The organism is Nonomuraea sp. 3-1Str (genome assembly GCF_031570565.1).
GTDB lineage: Bacteria > Actinomycetota > Actinomycetes > Streptosporangiales > Streptosporangiaceae > Nonomuraea.
Window position 1 is genome coordinate 101,100 of record NZ_JALHBK010000029.1, and the last position, 21,205, is coordinate 122,304.

Here is a 21,205-nt window from a genome sequence, read left to right on the forward strand (position 1 = left end):
TGGCCTGACGATGGCCGCGTTACTTGCGGCCGGCTCCCTCGTCGCGATCGGCGGTGCCACGTCACCGGCCCTCGCCCTGGACAACGGCCTGGCCCGCACACCCCAGATGGGCTGGAACGACTGGAACAGCTTCGGCTGCAACGTCAACGACGGCCTGATCCGTCAGACGGCCGACGCCATGGTCTCCAGCGGCATGGCGGCGGCGGGCTACACCTACGTCAACATCGACGACTGCTGGTCCACCAAGAGCCGCAACGCCAACGGCGACCTGGTGCCCGACCCGCAGAAGTTCCCCAACGGCATCAAGGCCCTGGCCGACTACATCCACTCCAAAGGGCTCAAGCTCGGCATCTACTCCTCCGCCGGCACCACGACGTGCGCCGGCTACCCGGCCAGCCTGGGCAACGAGCGGCGGGACGCGGCTCTCTGGGCGTCCTGGGGGATCGACTACCTGAAGTACGACAACTGCGGCGACCACCTGGGCATGAACGGACAGCAGCGGTACACGGCCATGCGGGACGCGCTGGCCGCCACCGGCCGTCCGATCGTGTACAGCCTGTGCAACTGGGGCCAGGAGAGCGTGTGGACGTGGGGGATGCCGGTGGGCAACTCCTGGCGCAACACCGGCGACATCGCGGCCAACTGGAGCTCCATCATGGGCATCCTGGACCAGCAGGTCGGGCTGGAGTCGTACTCGGGCCCGGGCGGGTGGAACGACCCCGACATGCTGGAAGTGGGTGTCGGCGGGGTGACGGGGACCGAGGGCCGCGCGCACTTCAGCCTGTGGTCGCTGCTGAACGCTCCGCTCATCGCCGGCAACGACCTGCGTACGATGAGCGCCGACACGCGCACCATCCTCACCAACACCGAGGTCATCGCGGTCAACCAGGACTGGGGCGGCCGGCAGGGCCACAAGATCAGCGACAACGGCAACCTGGAGGTCTGGCGCAAGCCGATGAAGAACGGCTCGGTCGCGGTCGTCCTGCTCAACCGGGGCACCTCGACCTCGACCGTCTCCACCACCGCCGCGGCCCTGGGGCTGGGCTCGGCGTCCTCCTACTCGGTACGTGACCTGTGGGCGCACACGACGTCGTCCTCCTCCGGGACGATCAGCGCGTCGGTCCCCGGGCACGGGGCGGCCATGTACGTCGTGACCGGAGGCGGCATCGTCCAGCCCACCACGGTCGCGATCAAGGGAGTGGGCTCGGGCAGGTGCCTCGACGTCACCGGCGCCGCGCAGGCCAACGGCACCCAGGCGCAGATCTGGGACTGCAACGGCCAGCCCAACCAGCAATGGACGCCCTCCGCGAGCGGGGAGCTGCGGGTCTACGGCGGCAAGTGCCTGGACGTGTACAACCGGGGAACCGCCGACGGCACCAACGTCATCATCTGGGACTGCAACGGCCAGAGCAACCAGCAGTGGCGCTTCAACGCCGACGGCACCATCACCGCCGTCGGGGCGAACAAGTGCCTGGACGTGCCGAACAACGCCACCGCCAACGGCACCAAGCTGACCATCTGGTCGTGCAACGGCGACGCCAACCAACGCTGGACCCGTACCTGACCCCATCCGCCGCATCACCTCGGGAGCGATCGTGAGAGTGGCATTACGGTTGCCGGCCACCGCAAGAGCCGGACGCGCAATCGCGGGGGTGCTGGTCCTGCTCGGCCTCGTGGCGTTCCTGCCCGCCCACGCGGCCAGGGCCGACAATCCGATCATCCAGACCATCTACACCGCCGACCCGGCTCCGCTGGTGCACAACGGCCGGGTGTACCTCTACACCGGCCACGACGAGGACGGCTCGACGTGGTTCACCATGAAGGAGTGGCGGGTCTGGTCCTCCACCGACATGGTGAACTGGACCGACCACGGCTCCCCGCTGAGCCTGACCACCTTCAGCTGGGCGAAGTCCGACGCCTGGGCGGGGCAGGCCATCCGCCGGAACGGCAAGTTCTACTGGTACGTGCCCACGACCAACCGGGCGACCGGCCGGATGGCCATCGGGGTGGCCGTCTCCGACAGTCCGACCGGGCCGTTCAAGGACGCGCTCGGACGGCCACTGGTCGAGAACGGCGAGATCGACCCCACGGTCTTCATCGACGACGACGGGCAGGCCTATCTGTACTGGGGCAACCCGAATCTGTGGTACGTGAAGCTGAACGCCGACATGATCTCGTACTCGGGGAGCGCGACGCAGATCCCGCTCACCACGGCGGGGTTCGGCACCCGGACGGGTGATGCCAACCGTCCGACGCTGTTCGAAGAGGGGCCCTGGGTCTACAAGCGGAACGGCCTGTACTACATCGTATTCGCGGCCAAGTGCTGCTCGGAGTTCATCGCCTACTCGACGGCCACCAGTCCTACCGGGCCCTGGACCTACCGAGGGACGATCATGCCTACGCAGGGCAGCAGCTTCACCAACCACGTGGGCATCGTCGACTACCAGGGCGGCTCGTACTTCTTCTACCACAACGGCGCACTGACGGGTGGCGGCGGCTTCACCCGTTCGGTGGCTGTGGAGAAGTTCACCTACGGCTCCGGCGGCACGATCCCGACGATCAACATGACCACGTCCGGGGCGCCGCAGGTGGGCACCCTCAACCCGTACGTCCGCCAGGAGGCCGAGACGATCGCCTGGGCGTCCGGAGTCGAGACCGAGACCTCCAGCGAAGGCGGGATGAACGTCGGCTGGATCGAGAACGGCGACTACGTCAAGGTCAAGGGCGTCGCGTTCGGGGCCGGCGCCAGGACCTTCACCGCGCGGGTCGCTGCGGCGTCCAGCGGCGGCAGGCTCGAACTACGCCTGGACGGCGTCAACGGCGCGGCGGCCGGGACGTGCACCGTCCCGGGCACAGGCGGCTGGCAGACCTGGACCACCGTCTCCTGTTCGGTCACCGGCGCGACCGGCACCCGCGATCTGTACCTGAAGTTCACCGGCGGAAGCGGTTACCTGTTCAACGTGGACTGGTGGCAGTTCAGCTGAAGCCGAGGTGCGGGCCGTCCTCAGGACCGATCCCTGAGGACGGCCCGCACCTGGGTGGCTGGAGAGCGGCGATGCCGGTGACGAACTGGTCGCGGTCGTCGTGCTCGCGCATCTGGCCGGCGATGGCGTGAGCAGGTCTGCCCGGCTCAGCCGGAGGCGCCGGTGTCCGGGTTGCCGCCGATGCGTGCGAGCACCTGCTGGCTGAGCACGACGTCGTGCGGCAGCCGCCTGAGCGCGGCCGCGTCGACAACGACTCCGTGCCGCTGGGCGATCTGCTGGAGCGCGTCCCAATGGTCTGCTTCCATGGCTTCCTGGGAACGGCCATCGAACGGCTCATCGGGCCCGACCACCGCCCGTGTCGTCTCTTGTATCTCTGCTGCCGATGTCGCGGCCCAGCCTTGCGATGAGCCCCAACCTCGGTCATTCAGCAGCAGCACGCGGGTTCCGTCGACGAGCTCCGCTTCGTGACGCGCCGACACCGAGATGGTGTCAGCCGCCTGATCATCGACATCGACGAACGTCACCAGACGTGTGACAGCAGTCATACACCTCATCATCGGTGCTGCCCGGCTCGCCGGGATTCGTCGCGCGCCGGCGCGCACCGCGGCGGGCGACGAAAGCCCCATCTCACCGTGAGATCTCACCGCGAGTCTCCAGACTTTCCGGGCACCCCACGCGTGCGCGCGCCTGGCCGGCCATGCCAGCAGCGGCTCGCCTCGAAAGCATGGATTCGGACGAGCGGGGGCTGAGCCAGGTCGCGTCAGCCGGCACCAGTAGACGTCGTGACCTGGCTTGCGGAATCCCTCGGATCGGGCTTGTCGGCATCGACGGGCCACGCTACGTGCGACCGAACGGGGAGGCCCCTGCGAACGGCGGTCCAGGACGACAGGGTGAAACACTCGGAAAAGGTGCCGGACATGTACGAGATGTCCGACACCTTGGCACGAGGAGAGCCATCCGTGAGCCATTCCCCGGGAGCGCGAGACCGCTTAGAAGCGATCTACAACGCGCACTACCCGGCCATCCACCAGTACGCCGCCCGCCGTACGGACTCGCCCGACGACACGGCGGACGTGATTTCTGAGACGTTCCTCACCGCGTGGCGGCGCATTGCCGACGTCCCCGACGGCGATGCCGCCCGCTTGTGGCTGTACGGCGTGGCCCGTCGTGTCCTGGCCAACCACCGGCGCGGCCAGTCCCGCAGGACCGGGCTGGCTGAACGGCTCAAGGACGAGTTGTCGGCCACTCGGCCGTCCGAGCCGGCCGGGCCCGACCGGGTGCGGGAGGCATTCGATGACCTGCCCGCCCGTGACCGCGAGGTGCTCGCGCTGGCCTTCTGGGAAGACCTGACCGGCCCGGAGATCGGCAAAGTGCTCGGCTGTACGGCGACCGCGGCACGGATCAGACTGCACCGTGCACGCAAGCGGCTGGCCAAGGCGCTGGGGCTCACGGAAGAAGACCAGGCGATCGCGGAACTGAGAGGGGAGACCCTGTGATCAAGATCGGCCGGATGGTGGCCGCCATCGACCCCGCTCCCCACGCGCCGGAACAGGGGCAGGGCGCGCGGGAGTTGCTCCACGAGATCATCGAGACGCCGATCAAGGCACGTCGCAGGGCGCGCTGGCCGGTGCTGTTCCCCGTCGCCGCGGTGCTGGCGGCGGCGGCCGTCCTGGGCGTGGCCTTCCTCCCCGCCGACGCGCCGAGTGGCATCGCGCCGTCCGCCGCGCTGGCGTTCCAGCGCTCGGGCGACGACTGGATCGTCACCGTCAAGGACCTCTACGCCGACCCTGAACGCTTCGCGTCCGAGTTCAAGGCCCGCGGGCTCGACATCCGGCTGTCGATCGCCCCAGGCTCGCCGAGCGCGGTCGGCCATGTCACGGGCGGGGAGAATTCGGAGGGAGCTCGGATCGAGGAGGAGTCGGCGGAGTGCGAGTCCCCCGGTGGCCGGTGCGCGGTCGCGTTCCGCATTCCCGCGGACTTCAAGGGCAGCGCGGCGATCTGGTTCGCCCGTCCGGCCCGTCCCGGCGAGCGGTACGAATCGGCCGGTGACGTCGATGCCACCGGTGAGCTGCTGCACTGCGTCCCGTATCGCGGCATGACCGTGGACGAGGTACGGGCCGTGCTGGCCGAGCGGGACGGCTCGATCGAGGAGTTCAGAGTCGGCAAGAGGTCGGACCGCGCTCAGCAGGTGCCGGGGAACTGGTTCGTCAAGGACGCGGTGCCGACGGCCCCGGGGCAGGTGCTCGTCTGGGCGCAGCCGGAGCGAGTGAAGTTCACTCCCGAGCTGATCGCGGACGTGAAGAAGAAGATGGCCGGATGCCCACAAGGCTGACCGCCCCCGCATGAGCGCCTATGGCGCCGCAGCAGAAGGTGCGGCGCCATACGTACGCCGGCCGCCGCGGTCACGTTCCACCTGACGTGATCTGGCTCGGGAGCCCGTCACTACGAGTGACATCCGGCCAAATAATGGTGCAGATCCCCGGCCGAGGTACGTTGCAGGTCACACCAGCGGCGGCCGCCGGGCTGAGCCTCGGTCAGGCCCGGTCGATCCAGGCCAGCAGGGCTACTTGACCTGGATCCCCTTGACGACCTTGCCGAGGTCGGCGCGCGGCGCGTTCCGTCGCCGGCGGGCCACGCCTCCCGGTAATGGGCCTCCTTGACGAACCCGCTCTTGCGCAGGACGGCCCGCATGGCGAGATTGTCCTGGCGGGTGGTGCCCTCGATCCGGTGCCCGGAACCGCGACGCTGCGAGGGTTCCTTTCGGGTGGGCTCGTGCTGTTGCACTAGTGCACAGTAGGGCATTTCCCGCTGCTGCCGTGGGATCAGGCGTTCTCCTGCGTACGGTGTCCACATGAAGTATCTGGAAGGGCCTTTTGCGCCCCTTACTGAAGAAGTCACCGCCTACGACCTGCCTGTCACCGGGCGGATCCCGGCCGAGCTCAACGGCCGCTACCTGCGCAACGGGCCCAACCCGCTGGGCGTGGAAGACCCCGTCGTGCACATCTGGGGCATGGGCCAGGGCATGGTGCACGGGGTGCGGCTGCGTGACGGCCGGGCCGAGTGGTACCGCAACCGCTTCGTGCGCACACCGGGCTTCGCGCCCATGGTGCACGTGATCGAGCACGCTCAGCGCACCTTCGCCTTGGCGGAGGGTGGCCTGCCGCCCGCCGAGTTGGACGAGGAGCTGAACACCGTGGGCGTGTGTGAGCTGGGTGGGACCGCGGAGGGGTTCACGGCGGGGGCGCACTCCAAGCACGACCCGCTCACCGGCGAGTTGCATTCGCTGTCGTACATGCCGGGCCGCGACTACGTCCAGTACATCGTGACCGACCCCGAAGGAAGCGTCGTCCAGACCACCACCGTCCCCATGGCGCGGACGCCGTTCATGCACGACTTCGCGCTCACCGAGAAGCACGTGGTGCTGTGGGACACGCCGCTGGGTTTCGACGGGTTCGAGTGCCGGTGGCTGCCGGGGCACCCGACGCGCGTCGGGGTCATGCCGCGGACCGGTGGTGAGGTGCGCTGGCTCGACATCGACCCGATCCATGTCAGCCACACGCTCAACGCCTACGACGACGGCGACGCGATCGTGGTCGACCTGATCACGGCCGAGGGGCCGTTCGATCCCGCCGACCCCGGAGCGATCCGGCCCACGCTGGACCGCTGGACGATCACACCGGACAAGATCCGCCAGCAGCGCATCGACGACCGGCCACAGGATTTCCCGCGTGTGAACGAGGCACGTACCACCCGCCCGTACCGATACGGCTACTCGGCCGCGACAGCCCTGTACGGGATTCCGTTCGCGCCCGAGGGCATCGCGCCGGACGACGCTTTCACCAACGCCCTGGTCAAGCACGACCTGGTACGAGGGACGAAAGAAGTACACGGGTTCGGCAGGGACGAGGCGGTCGGAGAGGCCGTGTTCGCCGCCGCGGGGCAAGGGGAGGACGAGGGGTACCTGCTCACATACGTGCACAATCCTCGCCGAAGCGCCAGCGACCTGGTGATCCTCTCAGCCCAGGACTTCACCGGTGAGCCCGTCGCGCGCGTCCACCTCCCTGTCAGAGTGCCGCTCGGTCTGCACGGCAACTGGCTGCCTGACCGCTGAGACGTGGCAGCATGGCCGTCGTGAACGATCCGCAACCGCCGTACCTCCGGATCGTCGCCGCCATCGAGCGGCGCATCGCCGACGGGGAGTTGCAGCCCGGCGCTCCCGTTCCGACGACCAGGGCGATCATGCGCGAGTGGGGCGTCGCGATGGCGACGGCCACCAAGGCGCTGGCCGCGCTCAAGCAGGCAGGCGCCATCGAGTCGGTGTCTCGGGTCGGCGCCGTGGTCGCTCCCCGGAGACTGCCCTCGCGTTCGGCCGGGGGTCTCGAACGCGACCGCGTCGTCCGCGTGGCCATGGAGATCGCCGACGCCGACGGCCTGGCCGCACTGTCCATGCGGGCGGTGGCGGCCAAGCTCGGCGTCGCCACCATGGCCCTCTACCGGCACCTCGAGGCCAAGGCCGAGCTCACCCAGCTGATCGCCGACGCCGCGTTCGCCGAGATCGAATATCCGGAGCCGCCGCCGGGATGGCGTACCCACCTGCGGGTGGCCGCCCAGCTGCAGTGGGCGGCCTACCAGCGCCATCCCTGGCTGCCACGGCTCGTGTCCATCACCCGGCCGGCCACGCTGCCCGGGCAGCTCGCGTACGGGGTATGGGCCCTGCGCGCGCTCGACGGCCTCGGCCTGGACCCGATCACCCGCGTGCACGTCTACGGCACGATGGTGAACTACGTCCGGGGGACGGCGATCAACATCGAGAGCGAGGCCATCGCCGAGCTGGACACGGGGATGACCAGCAGGCAGTGGGGCAAGGCCAAGCTGTCCGTTGACGGGCCGCTGATCGCCCAGGTCGCGGAGCCGGGCGCGGAGCTCGACCTGGAATCACTGTTCACCTTCGGCCTCGAACGCCTGCTGGACGGCCTGGCCACCGTGATCGCGCCCCGGGAGATCCGCCGGTGAGCGCAGGCGGAAGCCGCCGGGACGCGGGCTGCTCGTTGCCGACTGGTGGCCACGAACAGTGGTACGGACGCGCAGAGGGCCGGACTGGCCTGATCGTCCGAGTGCGAGCCCGCGGACCGGGCTCTTGTCAGCCGGCGTGGGCGATGTCCCGTTCCCGTTCCCGGATGGACTTGCTGCCGCTTCGCAGGGAGCGCAAGGCGTTGCCGATCACCGGAAGCCGGAGGCTGTGCCCCATGAGGGGCCGGAGGGCGACCTGCCGCTGGTTGTCCGGGGTGAAGAAATACCGCTGTTCGACGCCGTCGGCCTGGTAGTAGGTCATGTGCGGGCGGAGTTGTGCCTCCCAGGCGCGCAGAGCGCCGCGGATGTCGCCGGGGTGGCGGTGCAGCATGCCGGCGAGCAGGTCGGCTCCGGCGAGCCCGGCGGAGATCCCCATGGCGGCGTAGAGGCTGGGGCACCACGCGGAGTCGCCGACCAGCACGACCCGGCCGTGCGACCAGGCGTCCATGCGGGATTGCTCCACCGAGTCGAACAGGAACTCGTCGGCGGAGTCCAGCGTGTCGAGCGCCTCGCCGAGCAGCCGGCCCGTGGGCTGAGGTCCGTACGCGGCGCGGACCCGTTCGGCGGGCCGGCCGGTGAACTCGGCGTCGACGTCGTCGGTGCGGTAGGAGAAGAGCACGGTGGGCGGGTGATCGGCGAACGGGAAGACCCACATGGCCCGGCCCGGCTCAAGGAGGCTCGCTCCCTCGTGCGGGGAGAGCCCGCCGACCGGACCCGGCAGCATCGTCGCCGCGATCATGTAGCCCAGCCGGTGCAGATATCTGTCGTGCGGGCCGAAGACGAGACGCCGGACCGTGGACCGCAACCCGTCGGCGCCCACGACGAGGTCGTATCGCTCGGTCACGGATCCACCGTCGTGTTCGAGGGTCACCTCGGCGCCGGAGGCGTCCTGCTCGATGTGGGTGGGGGTCGTCGCGTAACGGATCTCCACGTCGTGCGGGAGCGCGGCGAAGGCGGCCCGTTCCACGTCGCCGCGCAGCATCGTGCGCGGTGAGACCGGCAGGTCCCCGAACCCCACGCCGGGCCTGCGGACGCCGGCGCGATCCACCGTGTAGGTGATGCCTCCGGGCGGCGATCGGTCGGGGAGGGCGTCGAGAATGCCGAGTCGCCGCGCGGCGGCCTGGCCGGCGCCGAACAACCCGACGAAGTAGCCGCCCGATCGGCGGCCCGGCGCTCTCTCCACGATCACCGGCTCCCAGCCGATGCGCCGCAGGCCGATCGCCGTGGCGATGCCGCTGACGCCGAGGCCGACGACCAGGGCCCGTTTCCTGCTGCTGCTCAACGAGGTCATGGCTCGCTCCTCAGGGGACGAAGACGACGCGGTCGTCGGTCTCGGCGGTCCACGCCTGCGTGACCTGGGCGAGGGGGACGGCGCGGGCCTGTACGTCGATCGCGCCCGCGGCGACCGCTGAGGCCAGTTCCGGCAGTTCGGCGAGGATGTCCCGGGCGGGGACCGAGCCGATGCCGCTGCCGACGATCTGCAGGCGGGCGGAGCGCAGCGCCACGGAGGGGATCGGCGCGCTCTGGCCGGCGATGGATCCGATCTGGATCCAGGCCAGCGGGGCGGAGCGGTCGGCGCGGGCGGTGAGCATCGTCATCATGGCGCCGGCGGCCCGCTCACCCCACACGTAGTCGATGACCACATCGACGTCGGCCGCGCGGCCGATCTGGTCGAACGTGATCGTCTCGTCGGCGCCGAGCGCGGTCAGCGCGCTCAGGCGGGTGGTGTCACGGCCGGCGGCGATGACCTGGGCGGCGCCGAACAGCTTGGCGATCTGGACCGCCATCCGTCCGGCGTTGCCGGTGGCGCCCAGGACGAGGACGCGCCGGCCGGCCTGGAAGTCGACGCGCCGGCGCAGCGCGATCCAGGACGACATGGCCGGGTTCATCGCGGCGGCGATCCGCACGGGGTCGATGTCGCCGGGCAGGACCACGCTGCGGCGAGGGTCGATGAGGGTGCGATCGGCGAACGTCCCCAGCGGGGTGTCGTCCACGACCACGTAGCGGATGTTGCCCTCCTCGTCCCGTACGACGCCGTCGACGCCGGGGACCAGCGGGTACACGCCGTCGGCGGAGTAGTGCGAGCCGTTCGCCTTGGCCCTGGTCAGATGGTGCAGGCCGGTCGCGAGGACCTCGACGACCATCTCGTCGCCGTGGCGTGGCCTGGGGTCGGGGTGGTCGCGATAGACCGGCAGGGCGTCGGCGGCCTGGATGACGGCAGCGTGCATGGTGATCTCCAGAAAGTTTGTTTTACCAACTACTCCTATGATTGTTGGTAATACAAACCTTGTCAACCGCTGCGGCGTGCTCGATGCCGTATCCGTCGATCACGCCCCCTGCGGAGTCGCCTCCCGTGCGGCAGGCGGCATGGGCGGACCTGGATCCCAGTCCGCCGCAGGGCTGGTCGCTGCCGCTGCTCAGCCGTTGTACTCGCTCGCGACGTCCACGACCCAGACGACGCCGAAGCGGTCGGTCAGCATGCCGTAGAGCGGAGCCCACTGCGCGGGTCCGAGCGGCTGCGCGATGCTCGCCCCCTCGGAGAGCTTCTCCCAGTAGGCGGTGATCTCCTCCGCGCCGTCGCCGCGCACGGACAGGAAGAACGAGTTCTCACCCCGGTCCCACGGCAGCCGCGAGGGCACGTCATAGGCCATCACGTGGAAGCCGCGGTCCGAGACCACCTGGCCCCACATCACCTGGTCAGCCTCGGCCGCGTCCTGCGGGTTCCCGGCGTCCTTGTACGTGACGACGGACAGGTGACCGCCGAAGACGGACTGGTAGAACTCCAGCGCCGCGCGGGCGTCGCCCCGGAAGTTCAGATGAGTGACGGACTGGACGGACATGTCGCTCCTATCGGTTCTGGACGCTGTGCAGCGCCTCGCACGGGGCAACAGTCACAGGGGTAGGGGTCAGGAAGTGGCCGCTACTGCGGGAGAGCGGAAAACGTGCCGGGAACACGCTGGTCGACGACCAGGATGCCCTCGCCCCGGCATGGTTGGTATTGCCAACCATGCCGGGCTAGCATGACGGCATGAGGACCGCCGACGATGCCATGGACGCCCTCGTCCGGACCACCTTCGAGGTGGCGGGCGTGCTGACCCGCATCGGCGGCGAGCATGATCTGTCGCTCACCCAGCTACGGGTGCTCGGCATCCTCCGCGACCGCCGGGCCCGCATCACCGAGCTGGCCGACTACCTCGGCCTGGACAAGTCCACGATGTCCGGCCTCATCGACCGCGCCCAGCGCCGGGGGCTGCTGACGCGCGGCAAGAACCCCTATGACGGCCGGGTCGTCGAGGTCTACATGACCCCTGCCGGGCACGAACTCGCCGAACGCGTGGAGGACGACATCCGGCGTGCCCTGACGCCAGCGACCGGCCGCCTGAATCCGGAACAGCTCGATCGGCTCGTCAGCCTGCTCGACGTCGTCTCGGCCCGCTCGTCGCCCGCACAGGCCGTGGAGGGGCCGACGGCCGAGCGCTGATGGTCGCACAGGGCCACGTACGGTTCCTGATGTCTGCGGCGTTCGCCCCATCGAGGTGGCCGGGCCGAGCGCCTCAGGTCACCAGGCCCCTGCGGTAGGCGTAGACCACCGCCTGCACGCGGTCACGCAGGCCGAGCTTGGTGAGGATGCGCGACACGTACGTCTTGACCGTCTCCTGGCTGATCACCAGAGTGGCGGCGATCTCGCTGTTGGACAGGCCGTCGGCGATCAGGCGCAGCACCTCCAGCTCGCGCGGCGTCAGCGCGGTGTCGTCCGGCCTGTCGCGGGAGGGGCGGATGCGGGACGCGTACCTGCCGACGAGCTGCCGCGTCACCTCGGGCGCCAGCAGCGCGGCGCCCGCCGCGACGGTGCGGATGCCGTGCAGCAGCTGCGCCGGTGGGGCGTCCTTGAGCAGGAACCCGCTCGCGCCGGCCCGCAGCGCCTCGTAGACGTACTCGTCCAGGTTGAACGTCGTCACCACGAGCACCTTGACCGGATGCTCCACCCCGGCGCCGGCCAGCAGGCGGGTCGCGTCGATGCCGTCGAGCACCGGCATCCGCACGTCCATCACCACGATGTCGGGGCTCAGCCGGCGGGCCAGGTCCACCGCGGCACGGCCGTCGCCGCACTCGCCCACCACCTCCAGGTCCGGCTGCGCATCGATGATCGTCGCGAACCCGGTGCGGATCAGCGCCTGGTCATCGCAGACCAGGACCCGGACCGGCGCCGTCACGACGGGCTCTCCGCGGGGATGCGGGCCCGTACGACGAAGCCGCCACCCGCTTGCCGGCCGGCGCTGAACTCGCCGCCCAGGGCGTCCACCCGCTCGCGGAGCCCGGCCAGCCCCCGCCCGCTCCCGCCGGGAGAGACGGCCCGGGAGCCGGCGCCGTCGGTGCTGACCTCCACGCTGATCTCCTTCTCGCCGTAACGCACCCGGACCACTGTGCGGGTGCCGTGGGCGTGTTTGAGGGCGTTCGTCAGGGCCTCCTGGACGACCCTATAGGTCACGAACTCGGCGCTGCCCGCCGATTCCGCCGGACTGCCCTCCTCGGCGAACTCCACCGGCTGCCCGGCCTGGCGGGTCTGCTCCACGAGTGTGTGCAGCTCGCCGGCGGAGGGCACGCTGACGTCGGTGTCGTGATCGGCTTTGAGCAGGTCGAGCATGTGCCGCAGATCGGTGATGGCCCGCCGGCCGGTGTCGGTGACGGCGCTCAGCGTCGCGTCGAGGCGATCGGGCGCGGCCATCAGGTAGCGGGCCGCCTCGGCCTGCACGACCATCGCCGTCACGTGGTGCGTCACGACGTCGTGGAGCTCGCGGGCGATCCGGGTGCGTTCGGCGGCACGGGTGGCCTCGGCGACGTGGCGGCGGTGTTCCGTCTCGGCGGCGCGGGTGGAGCGCAGCCAGGCCCCGATGCCCCACGCGAGGGCCAGGGCCAGGTAGAACACCACGTACCCTTCCACCTTCTCGGTCGCGCCGAGCCGGTCGAGCGCGAACGCCAGTGGCACGTACGCCATGGAGAGGATGATCACGGTGACGCGCCGGTGGCGCTCCAGGTGGGCGCCCGCGCTGATCAGCGCGATGGGCATCGCGTTACTCGCCAACACGTGGTAGGCGTGCAACTGGTCGAGGGCGAAACCGAGCGAGACCAGAGCCAGGCACACGGCCGGCCAGCGCCGGCGCACGGCGAGCGGAAGGGTCTCCAGGGCGATCACCACGAACGCCAGTGCGTCGAAGGGCCGGGTCGGCAGGTCGCCGACCTGGGTCCCCTTGCCGTAGAGCGCCGGCAGGAGCGATGCGACGGCCAGCAGCAGCCCGAACGGTAAATCCCGGGCCACGACGTCGCACCGCCGCCACAGGTCCGTGACCCGCCGTAGATCGATCATTGGGCGAGCGTAGTGGTCGCGCCGCGCCGCATCGGGACCACGTTGCCGCGCCGGCGGGCCAGCCACATGAACACGACCATCAGCAGCAGGCCGGACACCACCGCGTACAGGCTCGCCTCCGGCCCGAACTCGCCGCCCGTGAGCAGGGCCGGGCCCGACGTCACGCCGTGCAGCAGCCCCTGCGTCGCGCCGTTGCCCGAGACCTCGGTGCCGAAGATGCCGGCCGCCGCGAAGTTCCAGCCGAAGTGCACGCCGATCGGCACCCACAGGGTGCGGGTGGCGGCGTAGGCGGCGGCGAGCATGCCGCCCGCCTCGATCGCGATGGCGATCGCTCCCCACAGGTTGGCGTGCGGGTTGAACAGGTGCGACAGGCCGAACAGGACGCCGGTCAGCGCCAGCGCCGGCCACGTCCCCGTGCGTTCCTCGACGATCCTGAACAGGATGCCGCGAAACAGCAGCTCCTCCGTCACCGCGGCGGCGGCCATGAAGCCGAACAGCCCGGCCGCGCCCGCCGGCGAGCCCTGGCCGTCGATGCGGTAGCCGCCCACGAGAGCGATGTTCGCGATGACGGCCGCGAACAGCGCGACCCCGAGCAGCGTGCCTCGCGCGATGGCGCCGGCGGCGCCTCGCGCCGCCACCTCCACAGGTGCGCGGCGCTCGGACCACCGCACCACGCGGGCGTACACGAACACGGCGAGCACGGCCGTCGCGACGCCGATGAGCAGAGTGAGGAGCGGGCTCCCCTGGACCGCGCCCACGATCGCGCTGCCGACGAAGGCGACCACCGCGACGGGCACGAGCTGTTTGAACAACCGCATGACTACTCCCTGGGGATTCCGCGACGGGATGCCGCCGCTACGCCGGAAACGCTAGGGATTGGGCGGCCTGGAATCGTCCCCGCGCGGTGGACACTCGCGGGTAGCTCGCACGGGGGACAGGCGCACATGCGATTCGTCGCACGGCAGAGCGGGGCGATCGCGGCCCTCACCGGCGGACCCGCTTTGTCCCCCGCCCGAGCTACCGGTGAATGTCCACCGTGCGGGGACGATCTCGGACCGCCCGATCCGTAGCGTTACGACGCGGCCACGGCGTCCCGCGTTTTCCACTGCGCAGCCGTGCGCCTCACCCCCGCATCCACTCCCTCACTGGAGGACCTATGCTCCGCAAGATCAAGACAGCCGCCGTGACCACGCTGTGCTGCACCGTGCTCGGCGCGGGGGTCGCCGGCTGCGACGGCGACGCGATGGAGAACTGGGACCCCATGGCCCCGGCCACGCGGACGGCCCAGGCCGCCCCGATCTCGGGGACCAAGAAGATCGAGGTGGCGGGCCGGTCGGTGAACGTGTCCTGTTCGGGCGACCCGGAGAAAGGCAGGCCGGTCATCGTCCTGATGCACGGGGCAGGCGACGGGCTGGACAAGCTGGCCGCCGTCCAGAAGACGCTGAGCAAGCAGAACCGGGTCTGCTCCTACGACCGGCTCGGCTCGGGCGGGAGCGACCAACCGGACGGCCCGCAGAGCTTCTCCAGCACCGGCAAGATCCTGACGGGGGTGCTCGACCGCGTCGCCGGTGACAACCCGGTCGTCCTGGCCGGCCACTCGCTGGGCGGGCTGATCGCCGCCAGGTACGCCCCCGACCACAAGGACCGGGTCAAGGGGCTGGTCCTGCTGGACGCCACTCCGCCCACGATGCTGGACGACATCAAGAAGTCGATCCCCGAGTCGGCCAAGGGCCCGGCGGCCGAGTTGCGCGCGCAGAACCTCGCGGTCTTCCAGGGTCAGAACCCGGAGAAGCTCGCCGTCGCCGACGGCGAGGTCCGCTCCGCGGGGAACATCCCGGTCGAGGTCATCAAGCACGGCAAGCCTTACCTCAAAGCCATCCCCGAGTACGGGTCGCGCCTGGAGAAGGCGTGGGCCGTGGGCCAGCGCAAGTGGCTCGGGCTGTCCAGCGCCGCCAAGCTGAGCACGGCCGCCAACAGCGGGCACTACATCTACGTCGACGAACCCGGCGTCGCCGTCCAGGCCATCGAACGCGTCACCGCGCAGGCCGCACGCCAGGCGCATGGCGAGTAATGCTGCGGGAAGCGGCGCAGTGCCCGGCCGGCGCCGCCCGCGCCCCGCGCCTTCTTAAGACTTGACTTAATTAAGCTCTCGCTGACATAGTTCCTGGGTGCACGCTTTCGATGTCCTCGGCGACCCGGTGCGTCGCCGGATACTGGAGCTGCTCGCCGACGGAGAGCAGGCCGCCGGCGCCATCAGTGAGGTCGTCCGGGCGGAGTTCGGTATCTCGCCACCTGCGGTGTCGCAGCATCTGCGCGTGCTGAGGGAGTCGGGTTTCGTCACCGTCCGTCCGGACGGTACGCGGCGCCTCTACGCGGTGGAGGCAGCACCTCTGCAGGAGGTCGACATCTGGCTGGAGCGCTTCCGGCAGTTCTGGAGCCAGCGCATGGACGCGTTGGCCGCCGAACTCGTCCGCGGCAAACGCGAACGCCGCGAACAGCGCGACAACGGTGGAAACGCAGCCGGGACACCGGATCGTCATCAGGAGACTGAGTCTGTCAGCGAGGAGGACACGTGATCGACGTCATCAACCAGATCAACGCCACTCAGCGGGAGATCGGCAATCAGGCGGTCGCCACCGGTGAAGGGCGGTCGGTGCTGCTGCGCCGGGTCTACGACGCCCCGATCGAAGACGTCTGGAGCGCCTGCACCGACCTGGAGCGGCTCGGCCGATGGCTGGGCCAGGTCGAGGGCGACCTGCGGGTCGGTGGCACGTTCCAGCTCAAGGACAACGCCGGTGGCGAGATCCTGCGCTGCGAGAAGCCCCGTCTGATCAAGGTGACCTGGGTCTTCGGCGAGGGCATGCCGACCGAGGTCGAGGTGCGCCTGGCGCCCGGCGACGACGGCCGCACCATCTTCGAGCTGGAGCACGCCTCACCCGCCAAGATCGTCGACGAGCTCGTGCGCACCTACGGTCCCGGTGGCACGATCGGAATCGGCTGCGGCTGGGACCTCGCGCTGCTCGGCCTCGACCTCTTCCTGAACGGCGTGACGTTCGACCCCGCCACCTGGCAGGACACGCCCGAGGGCAAGGAATTCGCCGTCCGCAGCTGCCACGCCTGGGGACCCCCGATCCAGGCTGCCTGGGGAACCGGTGACGACGACATCTCCGCGGCCATCGCGTTCGCGGTGCGGCACTTCGCCCCCGAGACCAGCGGCGACCGTTGATGACCCACGACGTCACCTCCAGCGGCGGCAGGGCGCCCGTGGCGGTCACCGGATCGACGAGAGCCCTGCTGACCTGCGGCGTTGTCGCCGGACCGCTCTACATCGTCGTGGTCGTCCTGCAACTGCTCACCAGGGACGGGTTCGACATCAGCCGGCACCCGGCCAGCATGCTGAGCAACGGTGACGAAGGCTGGATCCAGATCGCCAACTTCGTGGTCAGCGGTCTGCTGTTCGTGGCGGGTGCGATCGGGCTGCACCGGGTCCTCGGCCCGGCGGCGGATCCGGGAGGCACGTGGGGACCACGGTTGATCGGTGTCTTCGGTGCCGGGATGCTGGCGGCGGCCGCTTTCTCCGCCGACCCGGCCGACGGCTTCCCGCCGGGCACCCCGAGGGGCCTTCCGACCATGATGAGCTGGCACGCGGCGGTGCACTTGCTGGTCTCCGCGATCGCCTTTCTCGCGCTCGTCGCCGCGTGCTTCGTCCTCTCCCGGCGGTTCGTCGCGGCCGGCCGTACCGGTTGGGCGGCCTTCAGCGGCGTGACCGGCGCGGCCTTCCTCGTCACCTGGAGCCTGATCTTCGCCCTGCAGGGATCCCGCCCCGCCAACGTCGCCTTCGCCCTCGCGATCGCCCTCGCGATGGCATGGGCGTCGCTCCTCGCCGCGCACCATCGGCCCCACCGGCCGGCACCCGCCGCGCCAGTGATCCATCTGATGGGTAAGAGGCTGAGGTGACTGAGACGACGGTAGCCGAGGTGATGGCCGAGCTGGCCGCGATCGAGGACCCGAGGACCCGCGAGGTGAACGAGAAACACGGTGACGATCACGGTGTGAACCTCGGCAGGCTGCGCGCGCTCGCGAAGCGGCTGAAGACGCAGCAGGAACTCGCGCGCCGGCTCTGGCAGACGACTGACACCGCGGCGAGACTGCTGGCGATCCTGATCTGCCGCCCGAAGGCGTTCGAGCGTGACGAGTTGGACGTCATGGTGCGCGAGGCGCGCACCCCCAAGGTGCACGACTGGCTCGTGAACTACGTGGTGAAGAAGAGCCCGCACGCCGAGGAGCTGCGCCTGGCCTGGTCCGCCGATCCGGATCCGGTGGTCGCGAGTGCCGGCTGGGCGCTGACCGCCGAGCGCGTGGCCAAGAGGCCCGAGGGCCTCGACCTGGCGGGCCTGCTGGACGTCATCGAGGCGGAGATGAGAGACGCCCCGGCTCGCCTGCAGTGGGCGATGAACAACTGCCTGGCTCAGATCGGGATCGAGCACGCCGAGCACCGCGCCCGCGCCATCGACATCGGTGAGCGCCTGGAGGTGCTCAAGGACTACCCGACTCCGCCGAACTGCACGTCTCCGTTCGCGCCCATCTGGATCACCGAGATGGTGCGCCGACAGCGCGACAAGTAAAAAACGCTCGTGCCGCCGCTCCCCAGGACCCGCGACAGGTGACACCGGTCATCTACGGCTCACCTCACTTCCTATGCCGCGGTAGATGCCGCCGATCTTCTTGGCGTCCATGTAGTCCTCCGGGCTCGCTCCCAGCTGAGCGGCCAGCTCTTCCTGGTCCGGCTTGGTCTGGCTGCCTTTCCAGCGCAGTCCGATGCGTGCTGCCAGGCTTTCGAGGTAGTCCAGCCGGTCCCGGGGCTCTCGGTCGATGACCTGCTGGAGTCTCGTGTCGATCTCGGCCACGACGTCTTCGGTGGCGTGCGCCTGGCCTTGTTCGCAGGAGTCGATGACCGGGATGGCTGCCTCCAGCGTTCCTGAGCGGATCAGGACATCCGCGGCGTCCTGGATCAGCGCCGGCACCGCCCGCACCTGGCTGCCGGGGATTCTCCTGCCGAACAGGTCACGCAGGCGCAGGAGGTCGGCGACGACGCTGTGCCGCCAGCGGCGCTCCTGCCTGGGCGGAGTCAGGTCCCGGCCGGTGCCCATCGTCTGCAGGGTTCGTTCGAGCACGTCGTACGCGGCCGTCGCCTCCCGCCACGAGTCCGCGTCGAGCCAGGTCTCGATCGCCTTGCTCGTCCTGTCAGCGTCGACTCTTCTCGTCCTCAGGAAGTCTCTGTAGGCCGTCTGGTCGTCCTGCCGGCTGAGGCGGTGGCGCAGGCGGGCCCAGGCCAGGACGAATCGCGCGTACTGCTCGCGGGCATCGCGTCCTTCTTGGGTGACGGCCCGGCTCAGCTCGTGCAGATCTCGCCCCTGGGCTCCCTCCGGGGGCAGCGGAAGCTCTTCCAGGGGAATCCCGAACACCTTGGCCATGGCGATCGCTTCGTCGAGGCTGATCGCCCGGCGGCTTCCGTCCGGCTTGGAGTTGACGATCTTCGAGATCGCCGACTGGTGCGTGGGGCAGCCGGCGTTCGTCAGCTCCTGCGCCATCCGCTCCTGGGACCAGCCCCGCTGGCGCATTTCCCAGGCGAGTCGCAGGGCGACGTTCTCCTCGCTCAGCCTGCGCGGAGTGCGGCCGTGGCCGGGCTCGGCCCTCTCGTCGGACATTCCGCCACCCATCATGACTCGCGTCATCCTGATCCAGCCCGGAAATCATCCCATGGGGATGGCATCGTCTGGGCGCCATTCGACCGATGGGCGGCTCTCCGGCCGGAGGGGGCCACGCCTGTGGCATGGAGAACGATGCCGTGCGGCCGTCGGGCATGCGGTGAGTGCGAGTTTGTCGGTCTTGCCCGCAATACTCGCCGCTGACGATCACCGTGAGGTGTCGGCGATGGCGCGGTTCCCCGTCGCCTGAACGACCAGCCCTACTCGAACACAGCGCGGAGGTACCGGCATGAGCACAGCGGCGAGCGGCAGCGTCGAGGACGAGGACCGGCTGACGATGCCGGCCGCCTGGCTGCGCACTCTTCATCCGCGGCGGGGCGGTGCGCAGGTCCCCGCGAGAGCGCTGGACGCGGGCGCGCCCAAGGAACTCGCCGCCAGGTTGGACGAGCGTCGCCAGTCGATCCTCGACTCGCTGGCGAAGTGTCCCGACCCGGAGATCGCCGCCGCGGGCGTCGCATACCTGGCCGGCGAGCCCACCGCCACGCCGCTGGGCGCCGCCGTGGTCGCCGAGGCGATGACCGGTTTCCTGCCATGGTCGGACCGGACGTTACTGCCCCTGTTCGCCGAAGTCTGGCTGCTCGAACATGGCCTGGTGTTCGCGGCGACGGCCGTGACCGAGCTGGCCTCGCTGCACTGGGATGCCGGCGGGGACAGCCGGCCGGTCCGGCGGCTGGCTCCCCATGAACCCCACAACCACTGGTTCGGCTGGAATCGGTCAGAGCTCACCAGGCGGGTCCGTGCCGCCCTCGCGGCCGCGTCGGACGCCGAGTACGCCGAGGTCGTCGCGGCGCTGGCGGTGAGCCGTGAAGGCGGGCTCCACCAACGGGTGGCGGCTTCCTACCTGGCGCCGACCGAGGCCGACTGGGTCGCGGCCGACTGCGCCGAGGTGAGTCAGGTCAATCCGGGGCTCGCCCACAATCTGGTCGCCGCGATCAGCACGCCGGAGCACGCGGCGCTCATCGTGGGCCACGTGCAGGGCTACTTCGTGATGAGCTCCCTGGCTCTGCCCGCCACCCTCGTGGACGGCATGGGCGCCGCGGCCGTGCCGGTGCTGGCCGGCTGGTTCGACAAGCTCTACGACGCGGAGAGCGAGCGGCGGCTGCTGGGAGTGCTCGCCGAGCTGCCGGCCGACGCGGCGATGCGGGCACTCCTCGACCGGATCGAGCACAGGTACACCCAGCCGGCGCTCCTGCGCGCGGCGGCCCTGTTCCCGCGCCGGGCGATGCGGATGCTGGCCACCTGCGACGGCAAGGTCGCGGACCTGCTGCTGCGCGCCCACGTGCTGGCCCATCCCGACCTGGTGGCCGAAGTCCTCACGAGCGTCGGTGATGCCGCCGCTGAGCGGATCAACAAGATCGCGTCCGCCGCGTCCGTCGCCACCGCTCCGCTCGAAGCCCTGCCCGAGGTGCTGGTCAGCCCGCCGTGGACCCGTCCGCGTACGGTCCGCAAGCCGGTCGTGGTGAGTGGCCTGGTGTGTGCCGATGAGCCGGCCGTGGTGTGGGGGCCGGGCGAGCGGGACAACTGGCGTTCCGCCCGGCCGGGGCAGGACTCATGGGATCGCGCCTGGCACCGGAACTGGGAAGAGATCGCCGGCGGGATCGTCGACGGCCGGACGAGCCACTGGCACGACGAGATCGTCCTGTTCGTCTCCGGGCCCGAGGAGCTGGCCGGACCGCTGGTCGCGAAGTGGAACCCGGCCGACCTGTGGGGAGCCTCCGAGTGGATGCCGAAGGTGGTGGCCAGGTTCGAGGTGGCAGCGCTGCCCCCGGTGCTGGCCGGCGCCCGGCGCAACCCCAGCGCGATCGCTCCGGCGCTGCTTCCGTTCGCCGCCCCGGAGATCGCCGTGCAGATGGCCGAGTGGCTGGCCCGGCTGAAGTCGGTGCGCGCCACCGCGCTGGCGTGGCTGGCGCGCCACCCCGAGGCGGCTGCCAGGGCGCTGATCCCGCCGGCTCTGGGCAAGCCCGGCGCGGCCCGGCGACAGGCCGAGCAGGCGCTCGCGGCGCTGGCCGCGGGCGGCA

The 21,205-nt window shown here is 70.2% G+C and carries 21 protein-coding genes; 13 read left to right on the forward strand and 8 right to left on the reverse strand.

The features are described from left to right. The first annotated feature begins 10 nt into the window (after window positions 1–10). Together MTP10_RS33940 and MTP10_RS33945 are read left to right on the forward strand one after the other, a co-directional pair. Window positions 11–1,564 (forward strand): lectin, encoded by a 1,554-nt coding sequence (locus MTP10_RS33940; RefSeq protein ID WP_310714749.1) that lies wholly within the window; start codon window positions 11–13, stop codon window positions 1,562–1,564. Between the two features lie 31 nt (window positions 1,565–1,595). Further along, window positions 1,596–2,984, forward strand: coding sequence for a glycoside hydrolase family 43 protein (locus MTP10_RS33945; protein WP_310714751.1), 1,389 nt, complete (start codon window positions 1,596–1,598; stop codon window positions 2,982–2,984). 146 nt (window positions 2,985–3,130) lie between these two features. Here MTP10_RS33945 and MTP10_RS33950 read toward each other — a convergent pair whose 3' ends face one another. Continuing rightward, entirely contained in the window at window positions 3,131–3,529 is a 399-nt protein-coding gene (locus MTP10_RS33950; RefSeq protein WP_310714753.1) for a hypothetical protein, read from the reverse strand. A gap of 372 nt (window positions 3,530–3,901) precedes the next feature. Between MTP10_RS33950 and MTP10_RS33955 the strand changes: the two genes are divergently transcribed. From MTP10_RS33955 to MTP10_RS33970, 4 genes are all read left to right on the forward strand, one after another. Beyond that, window positions 3,902–4,480 carry an RNA polymerase sigma factor gene (locus tag MTP10_RS33955; protein ID WP_310714756.1) on the forward strand — a complete coding sequence of 193 codons (579 nt, stop codon included), beginning with the start codon at window positions 3,902–3,904 and terminating at the stop codon, window positions 4,478–4,480. Continuing rightward, a complete protein-coding gene (locus MTP10_RS33960; RefSeq protein ID WP_310714758.1) occupies window positions 4,477–5,316 on the forward strand; it encodes a hypothetical protein in 840 nt (279 codons plus the stop codon). Before MTP10_RS33955 ends, MTP10_RS33960 begins: the two co-directional genes overlap by 4 nt. Before the next feature lie 519 nt (window positions 5,317–5,835). After that, a complete protein-coding gene (locus tag MTP10_RS33965) occupies window positions 5,836–7,095 on the forward strand; it encodes a carotenoid oxygenase family protein (RefSeq protein WP_310714760.1) in 1,260 nt (419 codons plus the stop codon). 11 nt (window positions 7,096–7,106) lie between these two features. Beyond that, on the forward strand, window positions 7,107–7,997 hold the full coding sequence (locus MTP10_RS33970; protein ID WP_310714762.1) for a GntR family transcriptional regulator: 891 nt from the start codon (window positions 7,107–7,109) through the stop codon (window positions 7,995–7,997). A 127-nt stretch (window positions 7,998–8,124) separates the two neighbouring features. Here MTP10_RS33970 and MTP10_RS33975 read toward each other — a convergent pair whose 3' ends face one another. From MTP10_RS33975 to MTP10_RS33985, 3 genes are all read right to left on the reverse strand, one after another. Further along, window positions 8,125–9,345 carry an FAD-dependent monooxygenase gene (locus MTP10_RS33975; RefSeq protein ID WP_310714763.1) on the reverse strand — a complete coding sequence of 407 codons (1,221 nt, stop codon included), beginning with the start codon at window positions 9,343–9,345 and terminating at the stop codon, window positions 8,125–8,127. 10 nt (window positions 9,346–9,355) lie between these two features. Next, window positions 9,356–10,282, reverse strand: a complete 927-nt coding sequence (locus MTP10_RS33980; RefSeq protein WP_310714765.1) for a zinc-binding alcohol dehydrogenase family protein — start codon at window positions 10,280–10,282, stop codon at window positions 9,356–9,358. A gap of 189 nt (window positions 10,283–10,471) precedes the next feature. After that, complete coding sequence (locus tag MTP10_RS33985; RefSeq protein ID WP_310714768.1) at window positions 10,472–10,894, reverse strand: VOC family protein; 423 nt, start codon at window positions 10,892–10,894, stop codon at window positions 10,472–10,474. Window positions 10,895–11,082: 188 nt separating this feature from the next. Between MTP10_RS33985 and MTP10_RS33990 the strand changes: the two genes are divergently transcribed. Then, window positions 11,083–11,535 carry a MarR family transcriptional regulator gene (locus tag MTP10_RS33990; RefSeq protein WP_310714770.1) on the forward strand — a complete coding sequence of 151 codons (453 nt, stop codon included), beginning with the start codon at window positions 11,083–11,085 and terminating at the stop codon, window positions 11,533–11,535. Window positions 11,536–11,608: 73 nt separating this feature from the next. On the opposite strand, the gene MTP10_RS33995 is transcribed toward MTP10_RS33990, so the two are convergent. Genes MTP10_RS33995 through MTP10_RS34005 form a run of 3 tightly spaced genes read right to left on the reverse strand, consistent with a single transcriptional unit; the run spans window position 11,609 to window position 14,237 of the window. Further along, on the reverse strand, window positions 11,609–12,268 hold the full coding sequence (locus MTP10_RS33995; protein WP_310714771.1) for a response regulator transcription factor: 660 nt from the start codon (window positions 12,266–12,268) through the stop codon (window positions 11,609–11,611). Then, window positions 12,265–13,419, reverse strand: a complete 1,155-nt coding sequence (locus tag MTP10_RS34000; protein ID WP_310714772.1) for a sensor histidine kinase — start codon at window positions 13,417–13,419, stop codon at window positions 12,265–12,267. The genes MTP10_RS33995 and MTP10_RS34000 overlap by 4 nt, the downstream gene beginning before the upstream one ends. Further along, complete coding sequence (locus MTP10_RS34005) at window positions 13,416–14,237, reverse strand: type II CAAX endopeptidase family protein (RefSeq protein WP_310714774.1); 822 nt, start codon at window positions 14,235–14,237, stop codon at window positions 13,416–13,418. The genes MTP10_RS34000 and MTP10_RS34005 overlap by 4 nt, the downstream gene beginning before the upstream one ends. Before the next feature lie 338 nt (window positions 14,238–14,575). Between MTP10_RS34005 and MTP10_RS34010 the strand changes: the two genes are divergently transcribed. The 5 genes from MTP10_RS34010 (at window position 14,576) to MTP10_RS34030 (ending at window position 18,044) form a co-directional block, all read left to right on the forward strand. After that, window positions 14,576–15,490: an alpha/beta fold hydrolase gene (locus tag MTP10_RS34010; protein ID WP_310714775.1), complete on the forward strand. Its 915-nt coding sequence runs from the start codon at window positions 14,576–14,578 to the stop codon at window positions 15,488–15,490. A gap of 97 nt (window positions 15,491–15,587) precedes the next feature. Then, on the forward strand, window positions 15,588–15,995 hold the full coding sequence (locus tag MTP10_RS34015) for a metalloregulator ArsR/SmtB family transcription factor (RefSeq protein WP_310714777.1): 408 nt from the start codon (window positions 15,588–15,590) through the stop codon (window positions 15,993–15,995). Beyond that, window positions 15,992–16,645 (forward strand): SRPBCC domain-containing protein, encoded by a 654-nt coding sequence (locus MTP10_RS34020; RefSeq protein WP_310714779.1) that lies wholly within the window; start codon window positions 15,992–15,994, stop codon window positions 16,643–16,645. The genes MTP10_RS34015 and MTP10_RS34020 overlap by 4 nt, the downstream gene beginning before the upstream one ends. Next, entirely contained in the window at window positions 16,645–17,376 is a 732-nt protein-coding gene (locus MTP10_RS34025) for a DUF998 domain-containing protein (RefSeq protein ID WP_310714781.1), read from the forward strand. The genes MTP10_RS34020 and MTP10_RS34025 overlap by 1 nt, the downstream gene beginning before the upstream one ends. A 23-nt stretch (window positions 17,377–17,399) precedes the next feature. Further along, window positions 17,400–18,044 carry a DNA alkylation repair protein gene (locus MTP10_RS34030; RefSeq protein ID WP_310714792.1) on the forward strand — a complete coding sequence of 215 codons (645 nt, stop codon included), beginning with the start codon at window positions 17,400–17,402 and terminating at the stop codon, window positions 18,042–18,044. A 48-nt stretch (window positions 18,045–18,092) separates the two neighbouring features. Here MTP10_RS34030 and MTP10_RS34035 read toward each other — a convergent pair whose 3' ends face one another. Continuing rightward, a complete protein-coding gene (locus tag MTP10_RS34035) occupies window positions 18,093–19,127 on the reverse strand; it encodes a helix-turn-helix transcriptional regulator (protein ID WP_310714783.1) in 1,035 nt (344 codons plus the stop codon). A gap of 289 nt (window positions 19,128–19,416) precedes the next feature. On the opposite strand from MTP10_RS34035, the gene MTP10_RS34040 reads away from it, so the two are divergent. Beyond that, window positions 19,417–21,205: hypothetical protein (locus tag MTP10_RS34040; protein ID WP_310714785.1), on the forward strand; the 1,789-nt coding region annotated here is incomplete at its 3' end.

Bases quoted from the DNA above. Each gene is read 5' to 3' on its own strand.
- MTP10_RS33940 (WP_310714749.1), top strand. From the start codon at position 11: ATGGCCGCGTTACTTGCGGCCGGCTCCCTCGTCGCGATCGGCGGTGCC.
- MTP10_RS33950 (WP_310714753.1), bottom strand. From the start codon at position 3,529: ATGACTGCTGTCACACGTCTGGTGACGTTCGTCGATGTCGATGATCAG.
- MTP10_RS33955 (WP_310714756.1), top strand. From the start codon at position 3,902: ATGTACGAGATGTCCGACACCTTGGCACGAGGAGAGCCATCCGTGAGC.
- MTP10_RS33965 (WP_310714760.1), top strand. From the start codon at position 5,836: ATGAAGTATCTGGAAGGGCCTTTTGCGCCCCTTACTGAAGAAGTCACC.
- MTP10_RS33970 (WP_310714762.1), top strand. From the start codon at position 7,107: ATGGCCGTCGTGAACGATCCGCAACCGCCGTACCTCCGGATCGTCGCC.
- MTP10_RS33975 (WP_310714763.1), bottom strand. From the start codon at position 9,345: ATGACCTCGTTGAGCAGCAGCAGGAAACGGGCCCTGGTCGTCGGCCTC.
- MTP10_RS33980 (WP_310714765.1), bottom strand. From the start codon at position 10,282: ATGCACGCTGCCGTCATCCAGGCCGCCGACGCCCTGCCGGTCTATCGC.
- MTP10_RS33985 (WP_310714768.1), bottom strand. From the start codon at position 10,894: ATGTCCGTCCAGTCCGTCACTCATCTGAACTTCCGGGGCGACGCCCGC.
- MTP10_RS33990 (WP_310714770.1), top strand. From the start codon at position 11,083: ATGAGGACCGCCGACGATGCCATGGACGCCCTCGTCCGGACCACCTTC.
- MTP10_RS34000 (WP_310714772.1), bottom strand. From the start codon at position 13,419: ATGATCGATCTACGGCGGGTCACGGACCTGTGGCGGCGGTGCGACGTC.
- MTP10_RS34005 (WP_310714774.1), bottom strand. From the start codon at position 14,237: ATGCGGTTGTTCAAACAGCTCGTGCCCGTCGCGGTGGTCGCCTTCGTC.
- MTP10_RS34010 (WP_310714775.1), top strand. From the start codon at position 14,576: ATGCTCCGCAAGATCAAGACAGCCGCCGTGACCACGCTGTGCTGCACC.
- MTP10_RS34025 (WP_310714781.1), top strand. From the start codon at position 16,645: ATGACCCACGACGTCACCTCCAGCGGCGGCAGGGCGCCCGTGGCGGTC.
- MTP10_RS34030 (WP_310714792.1), top strand. From the start codon at position 17,400: ATGGCCGAGCTGGCCGCGATCGAGGACCCGAGGACCCGCGAGGTGAAC.
- MTP10_RS34035 (WP_310714783.1), bottom strand. From the start codon at position 19,127: ATGTCCGACGAGAGGGCCGAGCCCGGCCACGGCCGCACTCCGCGCAGG.